Below are 18,287 nucleotides of genomic sequence, written 5' to 3'. Positions count from 1 at the left end.
GCGCATCCCTCCCACTGCATGCGTGCTTGGCGTCACCGGCCTGTCCTTTCTATATACGGGGTCTGACCTGGCGGCCGCCCGATGCGGGCGGGCCGCATTGCTTTTATCGGGACTAGACCATGGCCAGCCTGCGCGACATCCGCTCGACTTTCCTCGACTATTTCGCCAGCAAGGATCACGAGGTCGTGCCGTCGGCCCCGCTGGTGCCGCAGGACGACCCGACGCTGCTCTTCGTCAATGCCGGCATGGTGCCGTTCAAGAATGTGTTTACCGGCCAGGAGACGCGCGCCAATCCGCGCGCGGCGTCGTCGCAGAAATGCGTGCGTGCCGGCGGCAAGCACAATGATCTCGACAATGTCGGCTATACCGCGCGCCATCATACCTTCTTCGAGATGCTGGGGAATTTCTCCTTCGGCGATTATTTCAAGGAGCAGGCCATCGTGCAGGCCTGGGAGCTGGTGACCGGCGAGTTCGGCCTGCCCAAGGACAAGCTTCTGGTCACGGTGTTTTCCGAAGACGACGAGGCGCGCCAGCTGTGGCGCAAGATTGCCGGCCTGCCGGACGACCGCATCATCCCGATTTCGACCTCGGACAATTTCTGGTCGATGGGCGATACCGGCCCCTGCGGCCCGTGCTCGGAGATTTTCTTCGACCATGGCGAAGACATAGCCGGAGGTCCCCCGGGTTCGCCGGACGAGGATGGCGACCGTTTCATCGAGATCTGGAATCTCGTCTTCATGCAGTTCGAGCAGCGCGCCGGCGGCGAGCGTATCGACCTGCCCAAGCCCTCCATCGACACCGGCATGGGGCTGGAGCGCATCGCGGCCATCCTGCAGGGCAAGCACAACAATTACGATATCGACCTGTTTGCCAACCTGATCCGTGCCGGCGAAGAGGCGCTCGGCGTGAAGGCCGAAGGTGATGCGCTGGCCAGTCACCGGGTGATCGCCGACCATTTGCGCTCGACCGCCTTCATGATGGCCGACGGGGTGACGCCGTCCAATGAGGGCCGCGGCTATGTGCTGCGCCGGATCATGCGGCGGGCCATGCGGCACGCGCACCTGCTGGGTGCGACGGAGCCGGTGATGTGGAAGCTGGTGCCGGCGCTCAAGGCCGAGATGGGCGATGCCTATCCGGAGCTTGGCCGGGCGCAAGCGCTGCTGGAAGACACCTTCCGGACCGAGGAGGAGCGTTTCCAGCGCACCCTCGGGCGTGGCCTCAGCCTGCTCGACGAGGCGACGGCCTCGCTGGGTCAAGGTGACACACTGCCGGGCGAGACCGCGTTCAAACTCTACGACACGTACGGCTTCCCGCTCGACCTCACCCAGGACGCGCTGCGCACCAAAGGCATGACGGTCGACGAGGCCGGATTCGAGACGGCCATGGCCAAGCAGCGTGCCGATGCGCGCGCGAGCAAGTTCTCGTCCGGGGATGCAGCGCCCGAGGCCGTGTGGTTTGCGGTGCGCGACAAGGCCGGCGAAACCCGGTTTCTCGGCTATGGCGGGCACGAGGGTGAGGGCAAGCTGGTGGCCCTGGTCTCCGACGGTCACGAAGCCGGGGCCCTTGGCACCGGCCAACGCGCAGAACTGGTCTTCGACCGTACGCCTTTCTATGCCGAGAGCGGTGGCCAGTGCGGTGATGCCGGCCTGATCCGGTTCGAGAACGGCGCGGTGTTCCGGGTCGAGGACACCCAGAAGCGGGCCGGCAATCTGCACGCCCACATCGGTGTCATGGAGAGCGGCGACGTGGTCACCGGCGATCCCGCGACGCTCGAGGTCGAGGGCGGCCGGCGGACGGCGACGCGGGCCAATCACTCCGCCACGCACCTGCTGCACGCGGCGCTGCGCGACGTGCTCGGCGACCATGTCAGCCAGAAGGGCTCCTATGTCGGACCCGACCGGCTGCGTTTCGACTTCAGCCACAACAAGGCGGTCAGCGCCGAACAGCTGGCCGAGATCGAGGCCCAGGTGAACGCCGTCGTGCGCCAGAACCGTGAAGTTGCCACGGCGGAGATGAGCCCTGACGCGGCTATCGAGGCTGGCGCGCTGGCCCTGTTCGGCGAGAAGTACGGCGACAAGGTGCGGGTGCTGACCATGGGCGAGGCCCTGAGCGGTGAGCGCAAGCCGTATTCGGTCGAGCTGTGCGGTGGCACGCATGTCGAGCGCACCGGCGATATCGGCTTGTTCAAGATCATCGTCGAGACCTCGGTGTCGGCCGGAGTGCGGCGCATCGAGGCCCTGACCGGCGAGGCCGCCCGGCGCTGGATGGAGGAGCAGATCGGCTTTGGCCGGGCTGTCGCCGACCAGCTCAAGGTGACCCCGGCCGATGCGCCGGCGCGCGTTGCCTCGCTGGTCGAGGAGCGCAAGAAACTGGAGCGACAGCTGGCCGAAGCCAAGAAGCAGCTGGCCATGGGCGGGGGTGCAGGGACGGCTCCGGCCGGCCCGGAACAGGTCAATGGGATTGCCTTCATCGGCCGCGTGGTCGAGGGCGTGGGCGGCAAGGATCTGCGCGGCCTGGTCGATGATGCCAAGGGCCAGATGGGGTCGGGCGTGGCGGCCTTCATCGGCGTCAATGATGGCAAGGCGGCGCTGGCGGTTGGTGTCACCGATGATCTCAAGGCCAAGCTCAGCGCGGTCGACCTAGTGAAAGCCGGTGCGGCGGCTGTTGGCGGCAAGGGCGGCGGTGGCCGGCCGGATTTCGCCCAGGCCGGTGGTCCGGACGGAGCCAAGGCCGAGGCCGGTTTGAACGCCATTCGCGACGCCCTGGCGAGCTGATGGCGCGCAGTCCGAAAGCCAGCTACCAGGCGGTCGGTGACAAGGCGGCGGTGCGCGCCATCGCGGCCGCGCGCGAAGTCTTCAATGAGGCACTGGAAAGGCGCAGCCTGAAAACGATCGCCGGAACGCTATGCGACAGTGCTCTGCTGGTGCCTGGCGACGAGGCCGAGCCGATCATCGGACGCGACCGGCAGGTCGAGGCATGGTCGTCGATCTTCTCCGCCATGCCGGACGTGCGCTATGTGCGCAGCCCGCAGCGCATCGAGGTCGGCGAGGACGGCTATCTGGCGGCCGAAACCGGGCGCTGGCACGGGGCCTGGTCGAGCGACGGGCTGAATGTCCAGTATTCCGGGCGCTACACCGCCAAATGGCGGCTCGACCTGGACGGCGAGTGGCGCATCGAGGCGGAGATCTTTGTCACGCTGCGTCGCTCTGGCAGCAGCGACTAGCGCTCGCGCTGCGATAGCCAGCGCCGGGCCTCGGCCTCGCTGGCAAATACGCGCTGCTCGACCCGGCCACGACCGGAGAAATTGAACTCGTAGGATTTCAGCAGGGCGAACTGCTGCGGCTGGCGGAACACGATGGCCGAGCGCGCCCGGCCATGCCGGCGGGTCGCCAGTTGGGCCTGTTCCTGGCTGGCGCTGAAATCGCGGATGCTGTCGAGGGTGACGGTGTCCATCCGGGTGTCCTCCTCGACGACGGTGAGCTGGTCATAGTCGGGATTCCAGTCGGCATGGGCCAGAACGGCTTCATAGCCTGCCTTGACCTCACTCAGCTTGAAGCGGCCATGCACCCGCCAGGTGATCAGCCCAGCCGTGCTGTCGATGTCGATCTCGAACCACATGCCCGGTTCGCCGGAGTCCGGAGGGCGGCTCACCGGCGACTCGCCAGCCAGGCCCGGGCCTGGGCTTCGGTGGCAAAGGCCCGGTCTATCGCGGTGCGGCCGGCAGCGGACAGGCGCTCCCAGTAGTGCAGCAGCGCCTGGGCCAGCCAGTCCGGGCAGACAATGGCGGCCCGCTTGGGCCGGCCGTCGGTGCGCGGGCGGTCACTGGCCGCCAGGCCGCGCAGGAGGCGTTCCAGTTCCGGTGGCGTGAAATGGCCCAGATCGGCCTGCCCGACCAGGGTGAGGTAATCATAATCATCCGACCAGTCCGGATGCTCGGCCGAGGCGGCGAAGCCGGTGAGCAATTCGTCGACGGTGAGCGCGCCCGACAGGTGATAGATCACCAGGCCGTTCTCCGGTTCGAAATCGAATGTGATCGCCAATCCCGCTTTCTCCGCTACGAAGCCCGGCTTGCGCCTGCCGTCATAACACCACTGATCCGCGGATCGATCCAGTCGAGTGAACCGGAGCGGCTTGCCGTTGCGCCACGAAAAAGGGGCGGCCCATTGGCACCGCCCCTTCTCGCATCGCGCTTCCGTCAGGTTCAGCCGTGGTCGGCCATGGCCTTCTGGAAGTTCTCGTCGACCTTGTTGATGAAGCCTTCGGTCGACAGCCAGCCCTGCTGGTCGCCCACCAGGAGCGCCAGGTCCTTGGTCATGTAGCCGGCTTCCACGGTCTTGATGATGGTGCTTTCCAGCAAGTTGGCGAAGTCCATCAGCTTTTCATTGCCGTCCATGCGGCCGCGGTGGTGCAGGCCGCGGGTCCAGGCGAAGATCGAGGCGATCGAGTTGGTCGAGGTCTGCTCGCCGCGCTGGTGCTGGCGGTAGTGGCGGGTGACCGTGCCGTGCGCGGCTTCCGCCTCGACGGTCTTGCCGTCCGGGCTCATCAGCACCGAGGTCATCAGGCCGAGCGAGCCGAAGCCCTGGGCCACGGTGTCGGACTGCACGTCGCCATCATAGTTCTTGCAGGCCCAGACGAAGCCGCCGGACCATTTCATGGCGGCCGCGACCATGTCATCGATCAGGCGGTGCTCGTAGGAGATGCCCTTCTCGGCGAAGGCGTCCTTGAATTCGGCGTCGTAGACTTCCTGGAACAGGTCCTTGAAGCGCCCGTCATAGGCCTTGAGGATGGTGTTCTTGGTCGACAGGTAGACCGGCCAGCCGCGCTGCAGGCCGTAGTTCAGCGAGGCGCGCGCGAAGTCGCGGATCGAGTCGTCGAGATTGTACATGCCCATGGCCACGCCGGCGGACGGGAAGTCGTAGACTTCGCGCTCGATCGGCTCACCGCCGTCTTCCGGCACGAAGGTCATGGTCAGCTTGCCCGGGCCCGGGACGAGGAAATCGGTGGCGCGGTACTGGTCGCCGAAGGCGTGACGGCCGATGACGATCGGCTGCTGCCAGCCCGGCACCAGGCGCGGCACGTTGGAGATCACGATCGGCTCGCGGAACACGACGCCGCCGAGGATGTTGCGGATGGTGCCGTTCGGCGAGCGCCACATCTTCTTCAGACCGAATTCCTCGACCCGACCCTCGTCCGGGGTGATCGTGGCGCACTTCACGCCGACGCCGTAATGCTTGATCGCCTCGGCGGCCTCGACGGTGATCTGGTCATCCGTCTCGTCGCGCTTGGTAACCGAGAGGTCGTAGTATTTCAGATCAATGTCGAGATAGGGCAGGATCAGCTTGTCCTTGATCATCTGCCAGATGATGCGGGTCATCTCGTCGCCGTCGAGCTCGACGACCGGGGTATCGACTTTGATCTTCGCCATGGTGTGGTTCTCTCTTTATCGGACGGATGGGGTGGGCGCGCAGGAGGCGCCCGAACGGGAATTCGCGCGCTCTCTAGCACCGGCGGCGAGAGCAAGAAAGTCCCGGCCTGAAAAAGCCGCCCGGAAACGGGTTTTCTGGCGCGCGATCGCAGTGTTAACTCAGTGGTTTGTGTAGTGGGGCCGGGAGGGGTCCGAGTGCGGGGAGAAAGCATGATCAAGCAGGGTGTGGCCGTGATCGTGGCGGCGGTGTTGGCAGGGTGCAGCGGGCAGGACGGTGGAGAGACGCCACCGGCGGCATCCATCGAGCGGATCGAGGGTGTCGGGGTCACGGCCCAGCTTGCCCAGCTTGAAAATGGCGGTTTCAGCCTCGACTACGTTTTCGACCAGCCCCAGGCCCTGGTGATTTTCTCGCGCTCGTCTGCGGATCATCGGCGTGGCGCCTGGCAACCCCTTGATGCCGGCGTCACGCTGGAGCGGATCGGCGGTTTCGATGCACTGGTGTTCGATACTCCGCGCATGGCTGCGAGCCTGTCCGTGGAGCCCGTCCTCGTACAGCCGGACGGCGATTACAGTCCGTTTGTCGGTTTCTCCGATGGCGGGCTCGCCGTTTTTACGGGACAGTTCGAGGTGCTGCCGGTCGAGAGCCGGGCCGAGATCGAGGGGCTGGACGGCGACCTGGCCAACTGGCAAGGCGAGCAGCCCTGGCTCGGCGTGCGTATCCTGTCGGATCGCCGCATCGTGCATGAGGGTGCCGTGCAGAGTGACGCGGTGACGGTGACAAGCCGGGGTTCGGGCAGTTTCGTCTACCTCGGCGAGGGGGATATCGAGGTCGGGGAAAGCTATGTCGGCGTCATCGACAGCGCGCTGCCCGAATGGATGCGCGAGAGCCTCGACACCGACTTCCAGTCGATCTTCGAGACCTATGTTGCCGAGTGGGGCAGCGGTCTGAGCGAGCCCACGGTGCTGTACTTCGCCTATTCCGGCGACGACCATCCGGGATTCTCCAATTCCGGGGGTGTTGCCGGTCGGGATATCATGATGGAGGCCAGCGGCGAGGCGCTGCGCCAGCCCCACCCCCAGATCCGCAATTATGTGCGCTGGTTCTTTGCCCACGAGATTGCTCACCAGTTCCAGGCCGATGCCGGGCCGATGCCCGATCGTATGGCCGAAAGCTGGCTGCACGAAGGGACGGCCAATGCGATGGCCAATGCGCTCGTGGCCGGCATGAGCCAGGATGCGCCGGCGTATCTGGCAGGCGAGTACGCCGTCTCCTGGGCAGGCTGTACGGATGCGCTGGCTGGCGGGGCGCTGACCGGGGCCGGTGCTCGCGGGCGCTTCGAGGCGTATTATGATTGCGGCGCGCTGATCGCCCTCATGAGTGACGCGGCGGCGCCGGAAGCCGACCTCTACGGGCTCTGGAAAGCCGCGGGCGCACGCGCCGCCGGGGCGGATGACGGCTTCACCGGCCCGGTCTGGTTCGACACCCTGGCCGCCCACGGAGCCACGCCGGAGGCCGTCGCGGCCCTGCGGGCGCTGGTCGAGGACGAGCTGGACGATCCGCAGGCCGCACTGCTTGCCGCGATGGACTTGGCCGGCGTAAGCGTCGAGTTCGACGCGCAAGGCCAGCTGATACGCATCCAGGGACCCGAAGAGACATGAGCCAGACCCCCGCCATCATCCTGCACACGCCGCAACTGGGCGAGAATATCGGCGCCGCGGCGCGGGTGATGGGGAATTTTTCGCTGCCGGACCTGGTCGTCGTCGACCCGCGCGACGGCTGGCCCAATGACAAGGCGGTGACCATGTCGGCCGGCTCACCGGTGCTCGAGGCGGCGCGGGTGGAATACCGGCTTGGAGACGCCGTGCACGGCATGACCCGGCTCTATGCCACCACGGCCAGGCCGCGCGGCATGGAGAAGCCGGTGATGACGGCGCGCGAGGCAGTCGCCGACATGCGTGCCGCGATCGCCGCCGGCGAGCGGGTCGGGGTGATGTTCGGCGGTGAGAAGTCCGGCTTGCCCAACGAGGCAGTGACCATGGCCGATGCCATCATCACCCTGCCGGTCGACCGCTCCTTTTCCTCCCTCAACCTGGCCCAGGCCGTGGCCGTGATCTGCTATGAGTGGAAGGCGGAAGAGGGGCTGCCGGCCGAGTTCGAGCCGGTTGCGGACGTGGCCAAACGCGAAGACCTGGAGCGCATGTTTGAGCACCTGGAAAGCGAGCTCGACCGGGCTGGGTTCTTCCATCCCCCGTCCAAGACGCCGCTGATGGTGCAAAATCTGCGCAATGCCTTCATTCGCGGGCGCTGGACCGAGCAGGAAGTGCGCACCTTCCGCGGTGCCATCAAGGCTCTGACCATCGGGCGCGGCAAGGCTCGGGTTGTGCGCGAGGACTGATGGCTCGCCCTGATAGGTTGTGAGCGTGCCGCGCGGTGATAGCTTGGGGGAGCGGCGTGTTTGGCGGCCAAGTTCGAGGACAGGGGCGATCTCGCGATGAGTTTATCCGACGAAGACTTCCGGATCATGGTTGAAGCCCTGCTCGCACAGCACGTTCAGCCTGACGGCCTGGAGAGGCTGAAAGGCCGGTACGGGAGCGGCGGCACGCTGGATTACGAGGCCTGCATCCGCGAGCTGCTGGACAGACGCCAGGAAATGAATGTCGCGCCCCTTCAGCATCGGCCGGGCCATTTCTACTCGCCGATAACCGATCCGGAACAGGTCAGACACCACCTGGAGAGCGTTGACCGCCAGGTAGAGCAAGTGCCGGGCATCGAGCTTGATGGCGAGCGGATGGCTGAATTCTACCGCGAGCTCAGCGCGCCCCTGAACCGGGAGCAGCCATTTCCCGATGACCGCACGGGCGATTGCGCCTTCTGGTTCCGCAATCCGGCCTATTCCTACGGGGACGCGACGACCCTGCACATGATGCTCCGGCACCTCAAGCCGAAGCGCGTCGTCGAGGTGGGCTCCGGGTTCTCCTCGATGTGCCTCCTGGAAACGCGGGACCGTCATCTTGATGGAGCGGCCAGGGTGACCTTCGTGGAACCCTTTCCGGAGCGGCTCAGAAGCCTGCTGAATGCCGGCGACTTCGCCAACACCCAGATCCTGGAGATGGGGGTTCAGCACGTCCCGGTTTCCGTGTTCACCGAGCTTGAGGCCGGCGATCTCCTGTTCATCGATTCAACCCATGTGCTGAAGACCGGATCGGATGTGGCCTATGAACTCGGTGAGGTCCTGCCGCGTCTGCGTCCAGGCGTTGTCGTGCATTTCCATGACATATTCTGGCCGTTCGAATACCGGCCCCGGTGGGCGGTCGAGATGAACCGGTCCTGGAACGAGGTTTACGCCCTGCGGTACTTCCTCTCCGAGAACCCGAACTGGGACATCATCATGTTCAACGATTTCATGCGCTTTCACCAAAAAGAGGTGGTCCGCGAGATGACCCCCTGGGTGAAGGGCGTGACGGGTGCAGGCATCTGGATCCGGCGTGTGGGGGCGGATCGCTGAAGGCACCTTGCCGCCAAGTCCGGGACAGGTGCCGACGGCACGCGTTTGCCGCCGCAGCCCGCCCCATTGACTTCCCTGCCTGTGCAGGTAAAACCCGCGCTTCCCTCGCCGGGACCACCTTGTGGCACCCGGACTTCGTTCAACACCAACGGGACGATGCGAGAACCGCCGTTTTGATCGCACGCCTTTGAGGGAAGGCGCGCCGGGCCGCATCGAATAGAGAGAACATGTCGAAGCGTCATTCGCAGAAATACAAGATCGACCGCCGCATGGGTGAGAACCTGTGGGGCCGTCCGAAGTCTCCGGTCAACTCCCGCTCCTACGGCCCGGGCCAGCACGGCCAGCGCCGCAAGGGCAAGCTGTCCGATTTCGGCCTCCAGCTGCGCGCCAAGCAGAAGCTGAAGGGTTATTACGGCAACATCACCGAGAAGCAGTTCCGTCGCACCTATGACGAAGCCGCACGCCGCAAGGGCAACACCACGGAGAACCTCATCGGTCTCCTGGAAAGCCGCCTGGACGCCCTGGTCTACCGCTGCAAGTTCGTGCCGACCGTGTTTGCCGCGCGCCAGTTCGTCAATCACGGCCACGTCAAGGTCAACGGCGTCAAGGTCAACATCCCGTCCTACCGCGTGAAGCCGGGCGACGTGATCGAGGTCCGCGAGCGTTCGCGCTCGATGGCCCTGGTGCTGGAAGCGCTGGAAAGCCCGGAACGCGACCTGCCGGATTACATCGATCTCGATGCCAAGGCGATGAAGGCCACCTTCGTGCGCATGCCGGAATTCTCCGAAGTGCCGTACCCGGTCCAGATGGAACCGAACCTGGTCATCGAATTCTACTCCTCGTAAGGGGACGTATTCGCCGACAGAAGAGGCCGCTCCGGACATCCGGGGCGGCCTTTTTCGTTTCAGTCGGCTGCGTCGCCGTGCTGGACATCAGCGATGCCCAGCCAACGCGCCGTGATCGCGGCGGAGAAGCCGTGCACGACCAGGGAGATGACGACAATCACGAAGACCAGGTTGAAGAAGACCGGGGTGATCGGGCCGGGGCTGACGACCGGGAAGATCGACAGGAAGATCGGCACGGATCCGCGCAATCCCATCCAGGCGGTGTAGGCCTGCTCGCGCACGGGCAATCGGAACGGGGCGAGCGTTACAAGGACGGCCAGCGGGCGGGCCAGCAGGATCAGCGCAGCGGCCATGGCCAGGCCTGGCAGCAGGACGTTTCCAAGTTCGCTCGGGGTGACCAGCAGTCCGAGCAGGACGAACAGGCATATCTGGGCGATCCAGGCGAGACCTTCGTGGAACTGAATGGCCCGGGCCGGCCGCACGGCCGGCCAGTTGGCGGCGATCAGCCCGAACAGGTAGATGGCCAGAAAGCCGGATCCTCCGACCAGGCTGGTGCCAGCATAGGTGAACAGGCCGGCGGCCAGCAGGAAAGGGGCGAGCAGGCCTTCCGGCAAGGTCATCCGGTTCAGCGCAAATTGTGCCAGCCAACCGCCACCGAAGCCGAGGATGGCGCCCAGGCCGAGCTGCTGCGCGAGCAGGGGAAACGCCTCGGTCAGGCCGGCCAGTGACAGGCCAGCGCCGGCATCGACAATCTCCACCATGGTAATGGTGAGGAAGATCGCCATCGGGTCATTGAGGCCGGACTCCACAAGCAGGACCTGGCGCGGGCGTTGCGCCAGGGAAACGCCACCATGACGCAGGGCCATGAAAGTGGCGGCGGCATCCGTCGAACTGACAACGGCGCCGAACAGCAGGCCTTCCGCGAGCGGGGCGTCGAGAATGACACTGTAGGCCAGCCCGACGAATCCCGCCGTCAGGACCACGCCGGGTCCTGCCAGAGCGAGGGCCGGAGCGGCTGCAGCGCGGAAGTCGGACATGCGGGTGTCGAGGCCGCCTGACAGCAGGATCAGGGCAAGACAGACCGAGCCAATGGCATAGGTGCGCTCGAAGTCATCAAACTCGATCCCGACGAGCCCGTCTTCCCCGAGCGCCATGCCCAGACACAGGAAGACCAGCAAGATGGGCGCGCGGAAACGTGCGGTCAGAGGCACCAGCAGGATGCCGATGCCGATCACGGCGCTCAGCGCAAACAAAAGGTCGTTCATGTGAGAGACCGCGGTGAAGGGCAGACAAGCTGCATATGGAGGAGCGCCCGGACGAGGTCAACGCGAAGTCCTTTCCTGGCAATTCCCCAATTGGGTGCAGACACTTGCATTGTCATGATTAAACGGTTTGATGCATGGGTGAACGACCTGAATTGGGGGCAGGGGTGAGTTTTCCGAAGACTTTGGCATGCGTGGCCGTGTTGCTCGGGCTGTCGGCCTGTGCGGGCCGACCGGACATGGCGGAGGGTGAGCCCGGTCAGCGGGCGCGCCTGATGGCGGCGCTGCCGGGCCTGCCGTCCATGCCGGAGCTGCCGACCATCAAGATCTCGCAGGTCAGCTTGCCCGGCACCAATCGGCAGGCCCCGCAGATCGATCCGGCTCTCGAGCCGGTCATCTACTGGCGGGTCATCGAGGACGACATCCTGATCATCCACGCCGACACGCGCGGCTGTACCGCGCGCTCGGATTTCGTGGTGCATGTCGAGCAGTACGATGTCGAGGTGTTCACCGTGTCGCTGCTGCGCGCCGGAGAGGATGCCTGCGACCGTGACCTGCCCTGGGGTACCCAGCTCGGATTTGGTTTCGAGGAACTGGGGGTGCCGTCCGGGGGCCGCATCGTCGTGCTCAATCCGCTCGACGAGCGGCCCTGGGACTGGAACGAGGTGCGCGTCCAGACCGCGGCCCGGCGAGCCCGCTAGCGCCGCTTGATGTCGAGCTTGTCCGGATAGAAGGCGATGTGGTCCTTGATCGCGGCCACCGCTTCATGCGGCTCGCGGTAGCACCAGGCGGCGTTGTCGAGGCGGCCGCCGCCATCCAGATTGACGTGGAAATAGCTCGCCTTGCCCTTGTGCGGGCAAGTCGTGCTGTGGTCTGAGGGGATCAACCGCGAGCGCGACACGTGGCCGGGCTTGAAATAGAGCACCGGCGGATACCCCGCTTCGTGCAGTTCGAGCGCCTCGGCATTGTCGGCGAGCGTGGTCTGGCTGGTGGTCACGTCGGCTCGGACAGGACTGTCCGAGATGGTGATCGGATGATCGGCGGTATCCAGGCTGTCAGACTGATCCATCGGGCTTTCAGGCCGCTTCCACGACCCCCTTCTCCTTGAGGTAAGTTTGCAGTTCGCCGCTCTCGAACATTTCCTTGATGATGTCGCATCCGCCGACGAATTCGCCCTTCACGTAGAGCTGGGGAATGGTCGGCCAGTTCGAGAACTCCTTGATGCCCTGACGCACCGCCGGATCCTCCAGCACGTTGACGCTTTCATAGTCGACCTGGAGGTGATCCAGGACGCGCGCCACGACCGAGGAAAACCCGCATTGCGGAAAGACCGGTGTTCCCTTCATGAAGAGCACCACATCATTGCTCTCGACGGTCGATTTGATGCTGTCGTGGACGGGGTCGGACATGCTGACTTAACTCCTGAGTTCGGCCGGTTGTTCCGGCCCCACTGAGCTAAGTCTTCAGGGCCTTGCCTGCAAGCCCCGCGGCTGCGGCATTGGCACGGAGATGGGCGGCCCTGGTGGTCAGGGTGACCGCGGCATCGCACCAGGGCTGGGCCAGGGCCCAGCCGAGCGCCTGGGTCGCTGTCTGCACCGGGCGGGCTGTCGGCGGGTCCTTGGGCGTCTGGCGCAGCACCGCCTGTTTGAGCCGGCGGGCGGCATACCAGGCTTCGCCGGTATTGCGCGGCACCAGGGGCGCGCGGGTCAGACCGGCCATGGTCTCGATGCCGATAATGGCGAGCCCCTTGTCGTGGGCCGCCTGAAGCCGCGCGGTCTGGCTGTCATGGAGGCCGGCATGGACGGGGGCCATCAGGGCGTCGATACCGGGCGCGGCGATGGCGGCATCGAGTTCCGGACCCCGCCCGCACACACCGAGATAGCGGAACAGGCCGCGTTCGCGAAAGGCTTCCAGATGCGCCAGCAGGCGTTCGCTGATCTCCTCCGGCGCCGGGCCGTGCAGCCACAGAACGTCGACATGGTCCAGATGCAGGCGGCGCAGCGATCCCTTGAGCGACATTTCCACCGCGCCGGGCGAGAAATCGCGCTTGCGGTCGGTATGGATGCCGGCCTTGGTGGATACGAAGACGCGGTCGCGCGGGACCGAGGCGAGGGCCTGGCCCAGGCGTTTTTCGGCCTCGCCGCGGCCATAGGCCGGGCCGGTATCGAAGAAGGTGGCGCCGAGGCTGACGGCCTCGCCGACCAGGCGCGCGGTCTGGCGCCGCGTCTGGCCGAGACCGGCATGCGGGCCGGTGACGCCGAAGCCGAGACGGGCAAAGCCGGGCTGGCCGGTCAGGCTCACTGCTCGGGCACCCGGGTTTCCAGCGCCAGGGCATGCAGCTCATTGCCCATCTTCGAGCCCAGCGCGGCATAGACCATCTGGTGCTGGGCCACGCGCAGCTTGCCGCGGAAGCTCTCCGACGTGACCACGGCCTTCCAGTGGTCATTGTCGCCGGCCAGATCCTCCATGACGATCTCGGCGTCGGGAATGCCCGCTTTGATGAGGGCGATGATGTCTGCGGCTGGCATGGGCATGGCCGTCTCCTGGCAGTCGTTCGGCGCGGCGATCACGGCCGGGCGCAAAAGCGTGAACGGACGTGTCGTGATGGGTGTCGGCGCGTCTGGCACACCGGACAAGTGAAGCTAGGGCGCAAGCTAGTCGCCCGCCGCCGAGAGGGAAAGCTCATGATCAACGTGTTTGCAGTCAAGATGGCGCTGCGCATCGGTCTTGGTCTGGTCAATCTGGCCCTGGTCGTGGTGTTTGTCGGTTGGCTAGCCGGGGCGGCCGGCTGACGCGGCTATTTCCAGTAGGGCCGCGCGCGGTCGCGTGGCAAGTTGCAGTCAGCGAACCAGACAGCGGAATTCATCCATGCGGACCTTGATACTGACAGCCATGCTCGCCCTGACCCTGCCGCTTACCGCGTGTGGCGGCGATGACGGCGCGGACAGAAGTTTCAACCTCAATCGGGCCCGCCTCCTGACCGACCTGCGCACCCTGGCGCATGACGACATGGAGGGCCGCGAGGCGGGCACGCCGGGCGCCGAGCGGGCGCGCGAGTATATCCTCACCCGCTTCCGCCAGGCCGGAATCGAACCGATCGGCGACAGTTATGAATACCGCTTCAGCTACCCGCGCCCGAATGATGCCGACAAGCTCGACAGCGGCATCAATATCATCGGCCGCATCGAGGGCACGGCCGACAGCGACCGGGTGATGGTGATCTCGGCGCATTACGATCACGAAGGCATGCGCGACGGGCAGATCTGGAATGGTGCCGACGACAATGCCTCCGGCGTGGCCGCGATGCTGGCCGCGGCGCACCATTTCAGCGCCAACCCGCCGGAGCATGACGTGATATTCGCGGCGCTGGATGCCGAGGAGAAGGGGTTGCAGGGCGCACGGGCCTTTGTCGCCGAGCCGCCCGTGCCGGCCGACACCATCGCCTTCAATCTCAATCTCGACATGGTGGCGATGTCGGAAGACCGCATCCTGTGGGCCGTCGGCACCTACCACTATCCCTTCCTGCGTGACATCGTCGAGGACGTCGCCGAGCGCGCCTCGATCAACATGCCGATGGGCTATGACGAGCCGACCGAGGAGCCGGGCGGCGACTGGACAATGATGACCGACAGCGGCGCCTTCCACGCCGCCGGCATCCCCTTCATCTATCTCGGCGTCGACTTCCACCCGCACTACCACCGGCCCAGCGACACCTATGAGAACATGACGCTGGAATTCTTCCAGGGCGCGACCCTGGCGATCCTCGACTTTGCCGAGACGGCGGATGAGCGGCTGGACGAGATCGGGGAGGCTGCGGGGAGGTAGTTTGATGTTCAACCACCCGTTTTCCCCGCCTTCATGGCGGGGCCTCGGATCGGGTCGAGCGCGTGAGCAGGCTGGCATTGAGGCTGCGGAGGGGATTCGAGGCCCCGGCCTCCGCCGGGGAAAACGAATTGGGGTGAATTCTCGCGCCACGCGCGGAAGTAGCCATTGATCTCTTGTCAGCCAGCGGGCCTCAGAGGGTGAAAGCTGTCAAGGGCCCGCGGGGCCGCTAAGCGGTTGAAACCCTTGACAGCTTTCACCCTCTGAGGCGGACTCTCGGCAAGAGATGAATGGGGTGGAGCGGGCGCTGAGGGCGCCCGATTTTTTTTGAGGAGATTTATCCACGTTTCCCCCGCCTTCATGGCGGGGCCTCCAATCCTCACCTCACCCTGAATGCCAGCCAACCGTCACGCTCTGCCGATCCGAGGCCCCGCCATGAAGGCGGGGAAAACGGGGTGGTCAGGTAGATGCATCCACGAAAAAGGCCGCCGCGAGCCGCGACGGCCTTCTTCATCCAGTACGGCGGAACCCTACTCGGCGGCTTCCGACAGCTTGCCCATCAGGCGGGGCATCCAGCCCTCCCAGGCGGCGCGAAGCCTGGTGAGCTCGAGCGTGTGGGCACCATTGACGCTGATCGAGGTGCCGCCGGCGAGGCCAACCACCTGGACCGGAATATCGTCGGCCTTGGCGTCCTGCAGGATGGCGACGGCGTTCTCCTTGGAAGCGGCCAGCAGGTAGCGGGCCTGGTCTTCGCCGAACAGGAAGCCGTGCATCGGCGTCTCGCCCTCATGGGCCAGCTTGAGGCCGATGTCGGAGGCTAGCGCCATGTCGGCGGCGGCACAGGCGAGGCCGCCATCGGAGAGGTCGTGGCAGGCCGACAGGCGACCGGAGCGGATCTGGCCGCGCACGAAATCGCCGTGCGCCTTTTCCTTGGCCAGGTCGACCAGCGGCGCGCCACCATCCTCGCGGTCCTCGACCAGCTTGAGATAGAGCGAGGCCCCCATGGCCCCCTTGCTTTCGCCGACCACGATCAGGATGTCGCCGTCCTGGACCCCGCCAAAACCACAGCGCTGGTCGATGTCGGGGATCAGGCCTACGCCGCCAATGGCCGGGGTCGGCGGAATGGCGACGCCATTGGTTTCGTTGTAGAGGCTCACATTGCCGGACACGACCGGGAAGTCGAGCGCCTTGCAGGCCTCGGCCATGCCCTCGATGCAGCCGACGAACTGGCCCATGATCTCGGCCCGTTCCGGATTGCCGAAATTCAGGCAATCGGTGATGGCGATCGGGTCGGCGCCGGTGGCGGTCAGGTTTCGCCAGGCTTCGGCCACGGCCTGCTTGCCGCCCTCGAACGGATCGGCGAAGCAATAGCGCGGGGTGCAGTCCGTGGTGATGGCCAGCGCCTTGTTGGTGCCGTGCACGCGCACGATCGCCGCGTCGGAGGGATCCTCCGAACTGGCCGCCGTGTCGGCCATGACGTGGCGGTCATACTGCGACCAGATCCACGCCTTGGAGGCCATGTTCGGGCTGGACATCAGCTTCAGGAGCACATCGCCCATATGGGTTGGCAGGGCGACGTCCTTGGCCGACAGCTGCGCACGTACTTCGGGGGCGAAATACTTGCGCTCGTACTTGGGCGCGTCGTCGGCGAGCGGGGCGACGGGGATGTCACACACGGTCTCGCCCTTGTGTTTCAGGACCATGCGACCGGTGTCGGTGGTCTGGCCGATCACCGCGACATCGAGTTCCCACTTCTCGAAGATGCGCATGGCCACGTCCTCGCGGCCCGGCTTCATGATCACCAGCATGCGCTCCTGGCTCTCCGACAGCATCATCTCGTAGGCCGTCATACCGGTCTCGCGCTGCGGCACGGAATCCATGTCGAGCTCGATGCCGATGCCGCCCTTGTCGGCCATCTCGACCGAGGACGAGGTCAGGCCGGCGGCACCCATGTCCTGGATGGCGGCGATGGCGTCGGTGGCCATCAGTTCGAGGCAGGCCTCGATCAGCTTCTTCTCGGTGAACGGGTCACCGACCTGGACGGTGGGGCGCTTCTCTTCGCTCTCGTCGTCAAACTCGGCCGAGGCCATGGTAGCGCCGTGGATGCCGTCGCGACCGGTCTTGGAGCCGACATAGACGATGGGCTGTCCCGGTTTGGCGCCGCGGGCGTAGAAGATGTTGTCGGCATCGGCCAGGCCCACCGCCATCGCGTTGACCAGGATATTGCCGTTATAGCCCTCGTGGAAATTGGTCTCGCCGCCGACCGTGGGCACGCCGACGCAATTGCCGTAGCCGCCAATGCCGGCGACGACGCCGGACACCAGATGCGTGGTCTTCTCGTGCTCCGGCGCGCCGAAGCGCAGCGCGTTCATCAGCGCCACCGGGCGGGCGCCCATGGTGAAGACGTCGCGCAAAATGCCGCCGACCCCGGTCGCCGCGCCCTGGTAGGGCTCGATGTAGGAGGGGTGGTTGTGGCTCTCCATCTTGAAGATGCAGGCCTGGCCGTCGCCGATATCGATGACGCCGGCATTCTCGCCGGGGCCCTGGATGACCTTGTCGCCCGAGGTTGGCAGCTTGCCGAGATGGGCGCGGCTGGACTTGTACGAGCAGTGCTCCGACCACATGACCGAGAAAATGCCCAGCTCGACAAGGTTCGGCGCGCGGCCGAGGCGGTCGAGGATGACCGCGTATTCCTCGTCGGAGAGGCCGTGTTCCTTGACGATTTCGGCGGTGATGCCGTCAGCGTATTGGGTCATGGTCACGCGCTCCCCAAGAGCGTTTCAAACATTTTCAGCCCATCTGTGCCGCCGTGCTTCGCGTCCACCGCGCGTTCCGGGTGGGGCATCAGGCCGAGCACATTGCCCTGCTCGTTGACGACGCCGGCAATGTCACGGGCCGAGCCGTTCGGATTGCGGCCATAGCGGAACACGACCTGGCCCTCGCCCTCGATGCGGTCGAGGGTGGCATCGTCGGCGAAGTAATTACCGTCATGGTGGGCGATCGGGATGATCAGCTCGGCACCGTCCTCATAGCCCGAGGTGAAGCGGGTCTCGGCGTTGGCAACGGTGAGCGGCGTGCGCTCGCAGATGAACTTCAGGCCGGCATTGCGCATCAGTGCGCCGGGCAGGAGACCGCTCTCGGTGAGGATCTGGAAGCCGTTGCACACGCCCAGCATCGGCGCGCCGGTGGCGGCGTGGGCGACCAGCGCCGGCATGATCGCCGAACGTGACGCCATGGCCCCGCAGCGCAGATAGTCGCCATAGGAAAAGCCGCCGGGCACCATCACGAACTCGGTGCCGTCCGGCAGCTCGCTTTCCTGGTGCCAGACCATGGCCGGGCTGGTCCCGGTCACGGCCTTGATGGCGTCGTGGGCGTCACGGTCGCAATTGGAGCCCGGGAAGACGATGACAGCGGATTTCATGGAACC

General features: G+C 65.6%; 18 protein-coding genes. 8 read left to right on the top strand and 10 right to left on the bottom strand.

Annotated features, from left to right (window positions below; all coding sequences use genetic code 11):
* The first annotated feature begins 119 nt into the window (after positions 1-119).
* Positions 120-2,774: an alanine--tRNA ligase gene (gene alaS, locus ACXYMR_RS00340; protein WP_458940751.1), complete on the top strand. Its 2,655-nt coding sequence runs from the start codon at positions 120-122 to the stop codon at positions 2,772-2,774.
* Positions 2,774-3,223 carry a YybH family protein gene (locus ACXYMR_RS00335; RefSeq protein ID WP_458940750.1) on the top strand — a complete coding sequence of 150 codons (450 nt, stop codon included), beginning with the start codon at positions 2,774-2,776 and terminating at the stop codon, positions 3,221-3,223. Before alaS ends, ACXYMR_RS00335 begins: the two co-directional genes overlap by 1 nt.
* On the opposite strand, the gene ACXYMR_RS00330 is transcribed toward ACXYMR_RS00335, so the two are convergent.
* The 3 genes from ACXYMR_RS00330 to ACXYMR_RS00320 form a co-directional block, all read right to left on the bottom strand.
* Positions 3,220-3,651, bottom strand: a complete 432-nt coding sequence (locus tag ACXYMR_RS00330; protein WP_458940748.1) for a hypothetical protein — start codon at positions 3,649-3,651, stop codon at positions 3,220-3,222. The two genes, ACXYMR_RS00335 and ACXYMR_RS00330, sit on opposite strands and share 4 nt — an antisense overlap.
* Positions 3,648-4,040, bottom strand: a complete 393-nt coding sequence (locus ACXYMR_RS00325) for a hypothetical protein (RefSeq protein ID WP_458940747.1) — start codon at positions 4,038-4,040, stop codon at positions 3,648-3,650. The genes ACXYMR_RS00330 and ACXYMR_RS00325 overlap by 4 nt, the downstream gene beginning before the upstream one ends.
* Positions 4,041-4,201: 161 nt before the next feature.
* A complete protein-coding gene (locus ACXYMR_RS00320) occupies positions 4,202-5,425 on the bottom strand; it encodes an NADP-dependent isocitrate dehydrogenase (RefSeq protein ID WP_458940746.1) in 1,224 nt (407 codons plus the stop codon).
* 210 nt (positions 5,426-5,635) lie between these two features.
* Here ACXYMR_RS00320 and ACXYMR_RS00315 point away from each other — a divergent pair, with 210 nt between their 5' ends.
* From ACXYMR_RS00315 to rpsD, 4 genes are all read left to right on the top strand, one after another.
* Positions 5,636-7,084, top strand: a complete 1,449-nt coding sequence (locus ACXYMR_RS00315; RefSeq protein WP_458940745.1) for a hypothetical protein — start codon at positions 5,636-5,638, stop codon at positions 7,082-7,084.
* Positions 7,081-7,821: an RNA methyltransferase gene (locus ACXYMR_RS00310; protein ID WP_458940744.1), complete on the top strand. Its 741-nt coding sequence runs from the start codon at positions 7,081-7,083 to the stop codon at positions 7,819-7,821. The genes ACXYMR_RS00315 and ACXYMR_RS00310 overlap by 4 nt, the downstream gene beginning before the upstream one ends.
* Before the next feature lie 96 nt (positions 7,822-7,917).
* The gene (locus ACXYMR_RS00305; RefSeq protein WP_458940742.1) at positions 7,918-8,931 is read left to right on the top strand and encodes a class I SAM-dependent methyltransferase; all 1,014 of its coding nucleotides are present in this window, start codon (positions 7,918-7,920) and stop codon (positions 8,929-8,931) included.
* 227 nt (positions 8,932-9,158) lie between these two features.
* The gene (rpsD, locus tag ACXYMR_RS00300; RefSeq protein WP_458940741.1) at positions 9,159-9,776 is read left to right on the top strand and encodes a 30S ribosomal protein S4; all 618 of its coding nucleotides are present in this window, start codon (positions 9,159-9,161) and stop codon (positions 9,774-9,776) included.
* A 59-nt stretch (positions 9,777-9,835) separates the two neighbouring features.
* Here rpsD and ACXYMR_RS00295 read toward each other — a convergent pair whose 3' ends face one another.
* Positions 9,836-11,041, bottom strand: coding sequence for a potassium/proton antiporter (locus ACXYMR_RS00295; RefSeq protein ID WP_458940740.1), 1,206 nt, complete (start codon positions 11,039-11,041; stop codon positions 9,836-9,838).
* Between the two features lie 191 nt (positions 11,042-11,232).
* Here ACXYMR_RS00295 and ACXYMR_RS00290 point away from each other — a divergent pair, with 191 nt between their 5' ends.
* Positions 11,233-11,739, top strand: a complete 507-nt coding sequence (locus ACXYMR_RS00290) for a hypothetical protein (RefSeq protein WP_458940739.1) — start codon at positions 11,233-11,235, stop codon at positions 11,737-11,739.
* Here the strand turns inward: ACXYMR_RS00290 and ACXYMR_RS00285 are convergent.
* From ACXYMR_RS00285 to ACXYMR_RS00270, 4 genes are read right to left on the bottom strand one after another with little or no spacing between them, the layout of a single operon-like run.
* Positions 11,736-12,107, bottom strand: a complete 372-nt coding sequence (locus tag ACXYMR_RS00285) for a DUF427 domain-containing protein (protein WP_458940738.1) — start codon at positions 12,105-12,107, stop codon at positions 11,736-11,738. The genes ACXYMR_RS00290 and ACXYMR_RS00285 overlap by 4 nt on opposite strands.
* Positions 12,108-12,114: 7 nt before the next feature.
* Positions 12,115-12,447 (bottom strand): Grx4 family monothiol glutaredoxin, encoded by a 333-nt coding sequence (gene grxD, locus ACXYMR_RS00280; RefSeq protein WP_458940737.1) that lies wholly within the window; start codon positions 12,445-12,447, stop codon positions 12,115-12,117.
* 46 nt (positions 12,448-12,493) lie between these two features.
* Complete coding sequence (locus tag ACXYMR_RS00275) at positions 12,494-13,339, bottom strand: aldo/keto reductase (protein ID WP_458940736.1); 846 nt, start codon at positions 13,337-13,339, stop codon at positions 12,494-12,496.
* Positions 13,336-13,572, bottom strand: coding sequence for a BolA/IbaG family iron-sulfur metabolism protein (locus tag ACXYMR_RS00270; protein ID WP_458940735.1), 237 nt, complete (start codon positions 13,570-13,572; stop codon positions 13,336-13,338). Before ACXYMR_RS00270 ends, ACXYMR_RS00275 begins: the two co-directional genes overlap by 4 nt.
* A 334-nt stretch (positions 13,573-13,906) precedes the next feature.
* Between ACXYMR_RS00270 and ACXYMR_RS00265 the strand changes: the two genes are divergently transcribed.
* Positions 13,907-14,863 carry a M20/M25/M40 family metallo-hydrolase gene (locus tag ACXYMR_RS00265; RefSeq protein WP_458940734.1) on the top strand — a complete coding sequence of 319 codons (957 nt, stop codon included), beginning with the start codon at positions 13,907-13,909 and terminating at the stop codon, positions 14,861-14,863.
* A gap of 527 nt (positions 14,864-15,390) precedes the next feature.
* Here the strand turns inward: ACXYMR_RS00265 and purL are convergent.
* The gene (gene purL, locus ACXYMR_RS00260; RefSeq protein ID WP_458940733.1) at positions 15,391-17,616 is read right to left on the bottom strand and encodes a phosphoribosylformylglycinamidine synthase subunit PurL; all 2,226 of its coding nucleotides are present in this window, start codon (positions 17,614-17,616) and stop codon (positions 15,391-15,393) included.
* 2 nt (positions 17,617-17,618) lie between these two features.
* Positions 17,619-18,281: a phosphoribosylformylglycinamidine synthase subunit PurQ gene (purQ, locus tag ACXYMR_RS00255; RefSeq protein ID WP_458940732.1), complete on the bottom strand. Its 663-nt coding sequence runs from the start codon at positions 18,279-18,281 to the stop codon at positions 17,619-17,621.
* Between the last annotated feature and the right edge of the window lie 6 nt (positions 18,282-18,287).

This window comes from Maricaulis sp. CAU 1757 (assembly GCF_054482675.1).
This window is presented reverse-complemented; position numbering and strand designations above follow the sequence as displayed.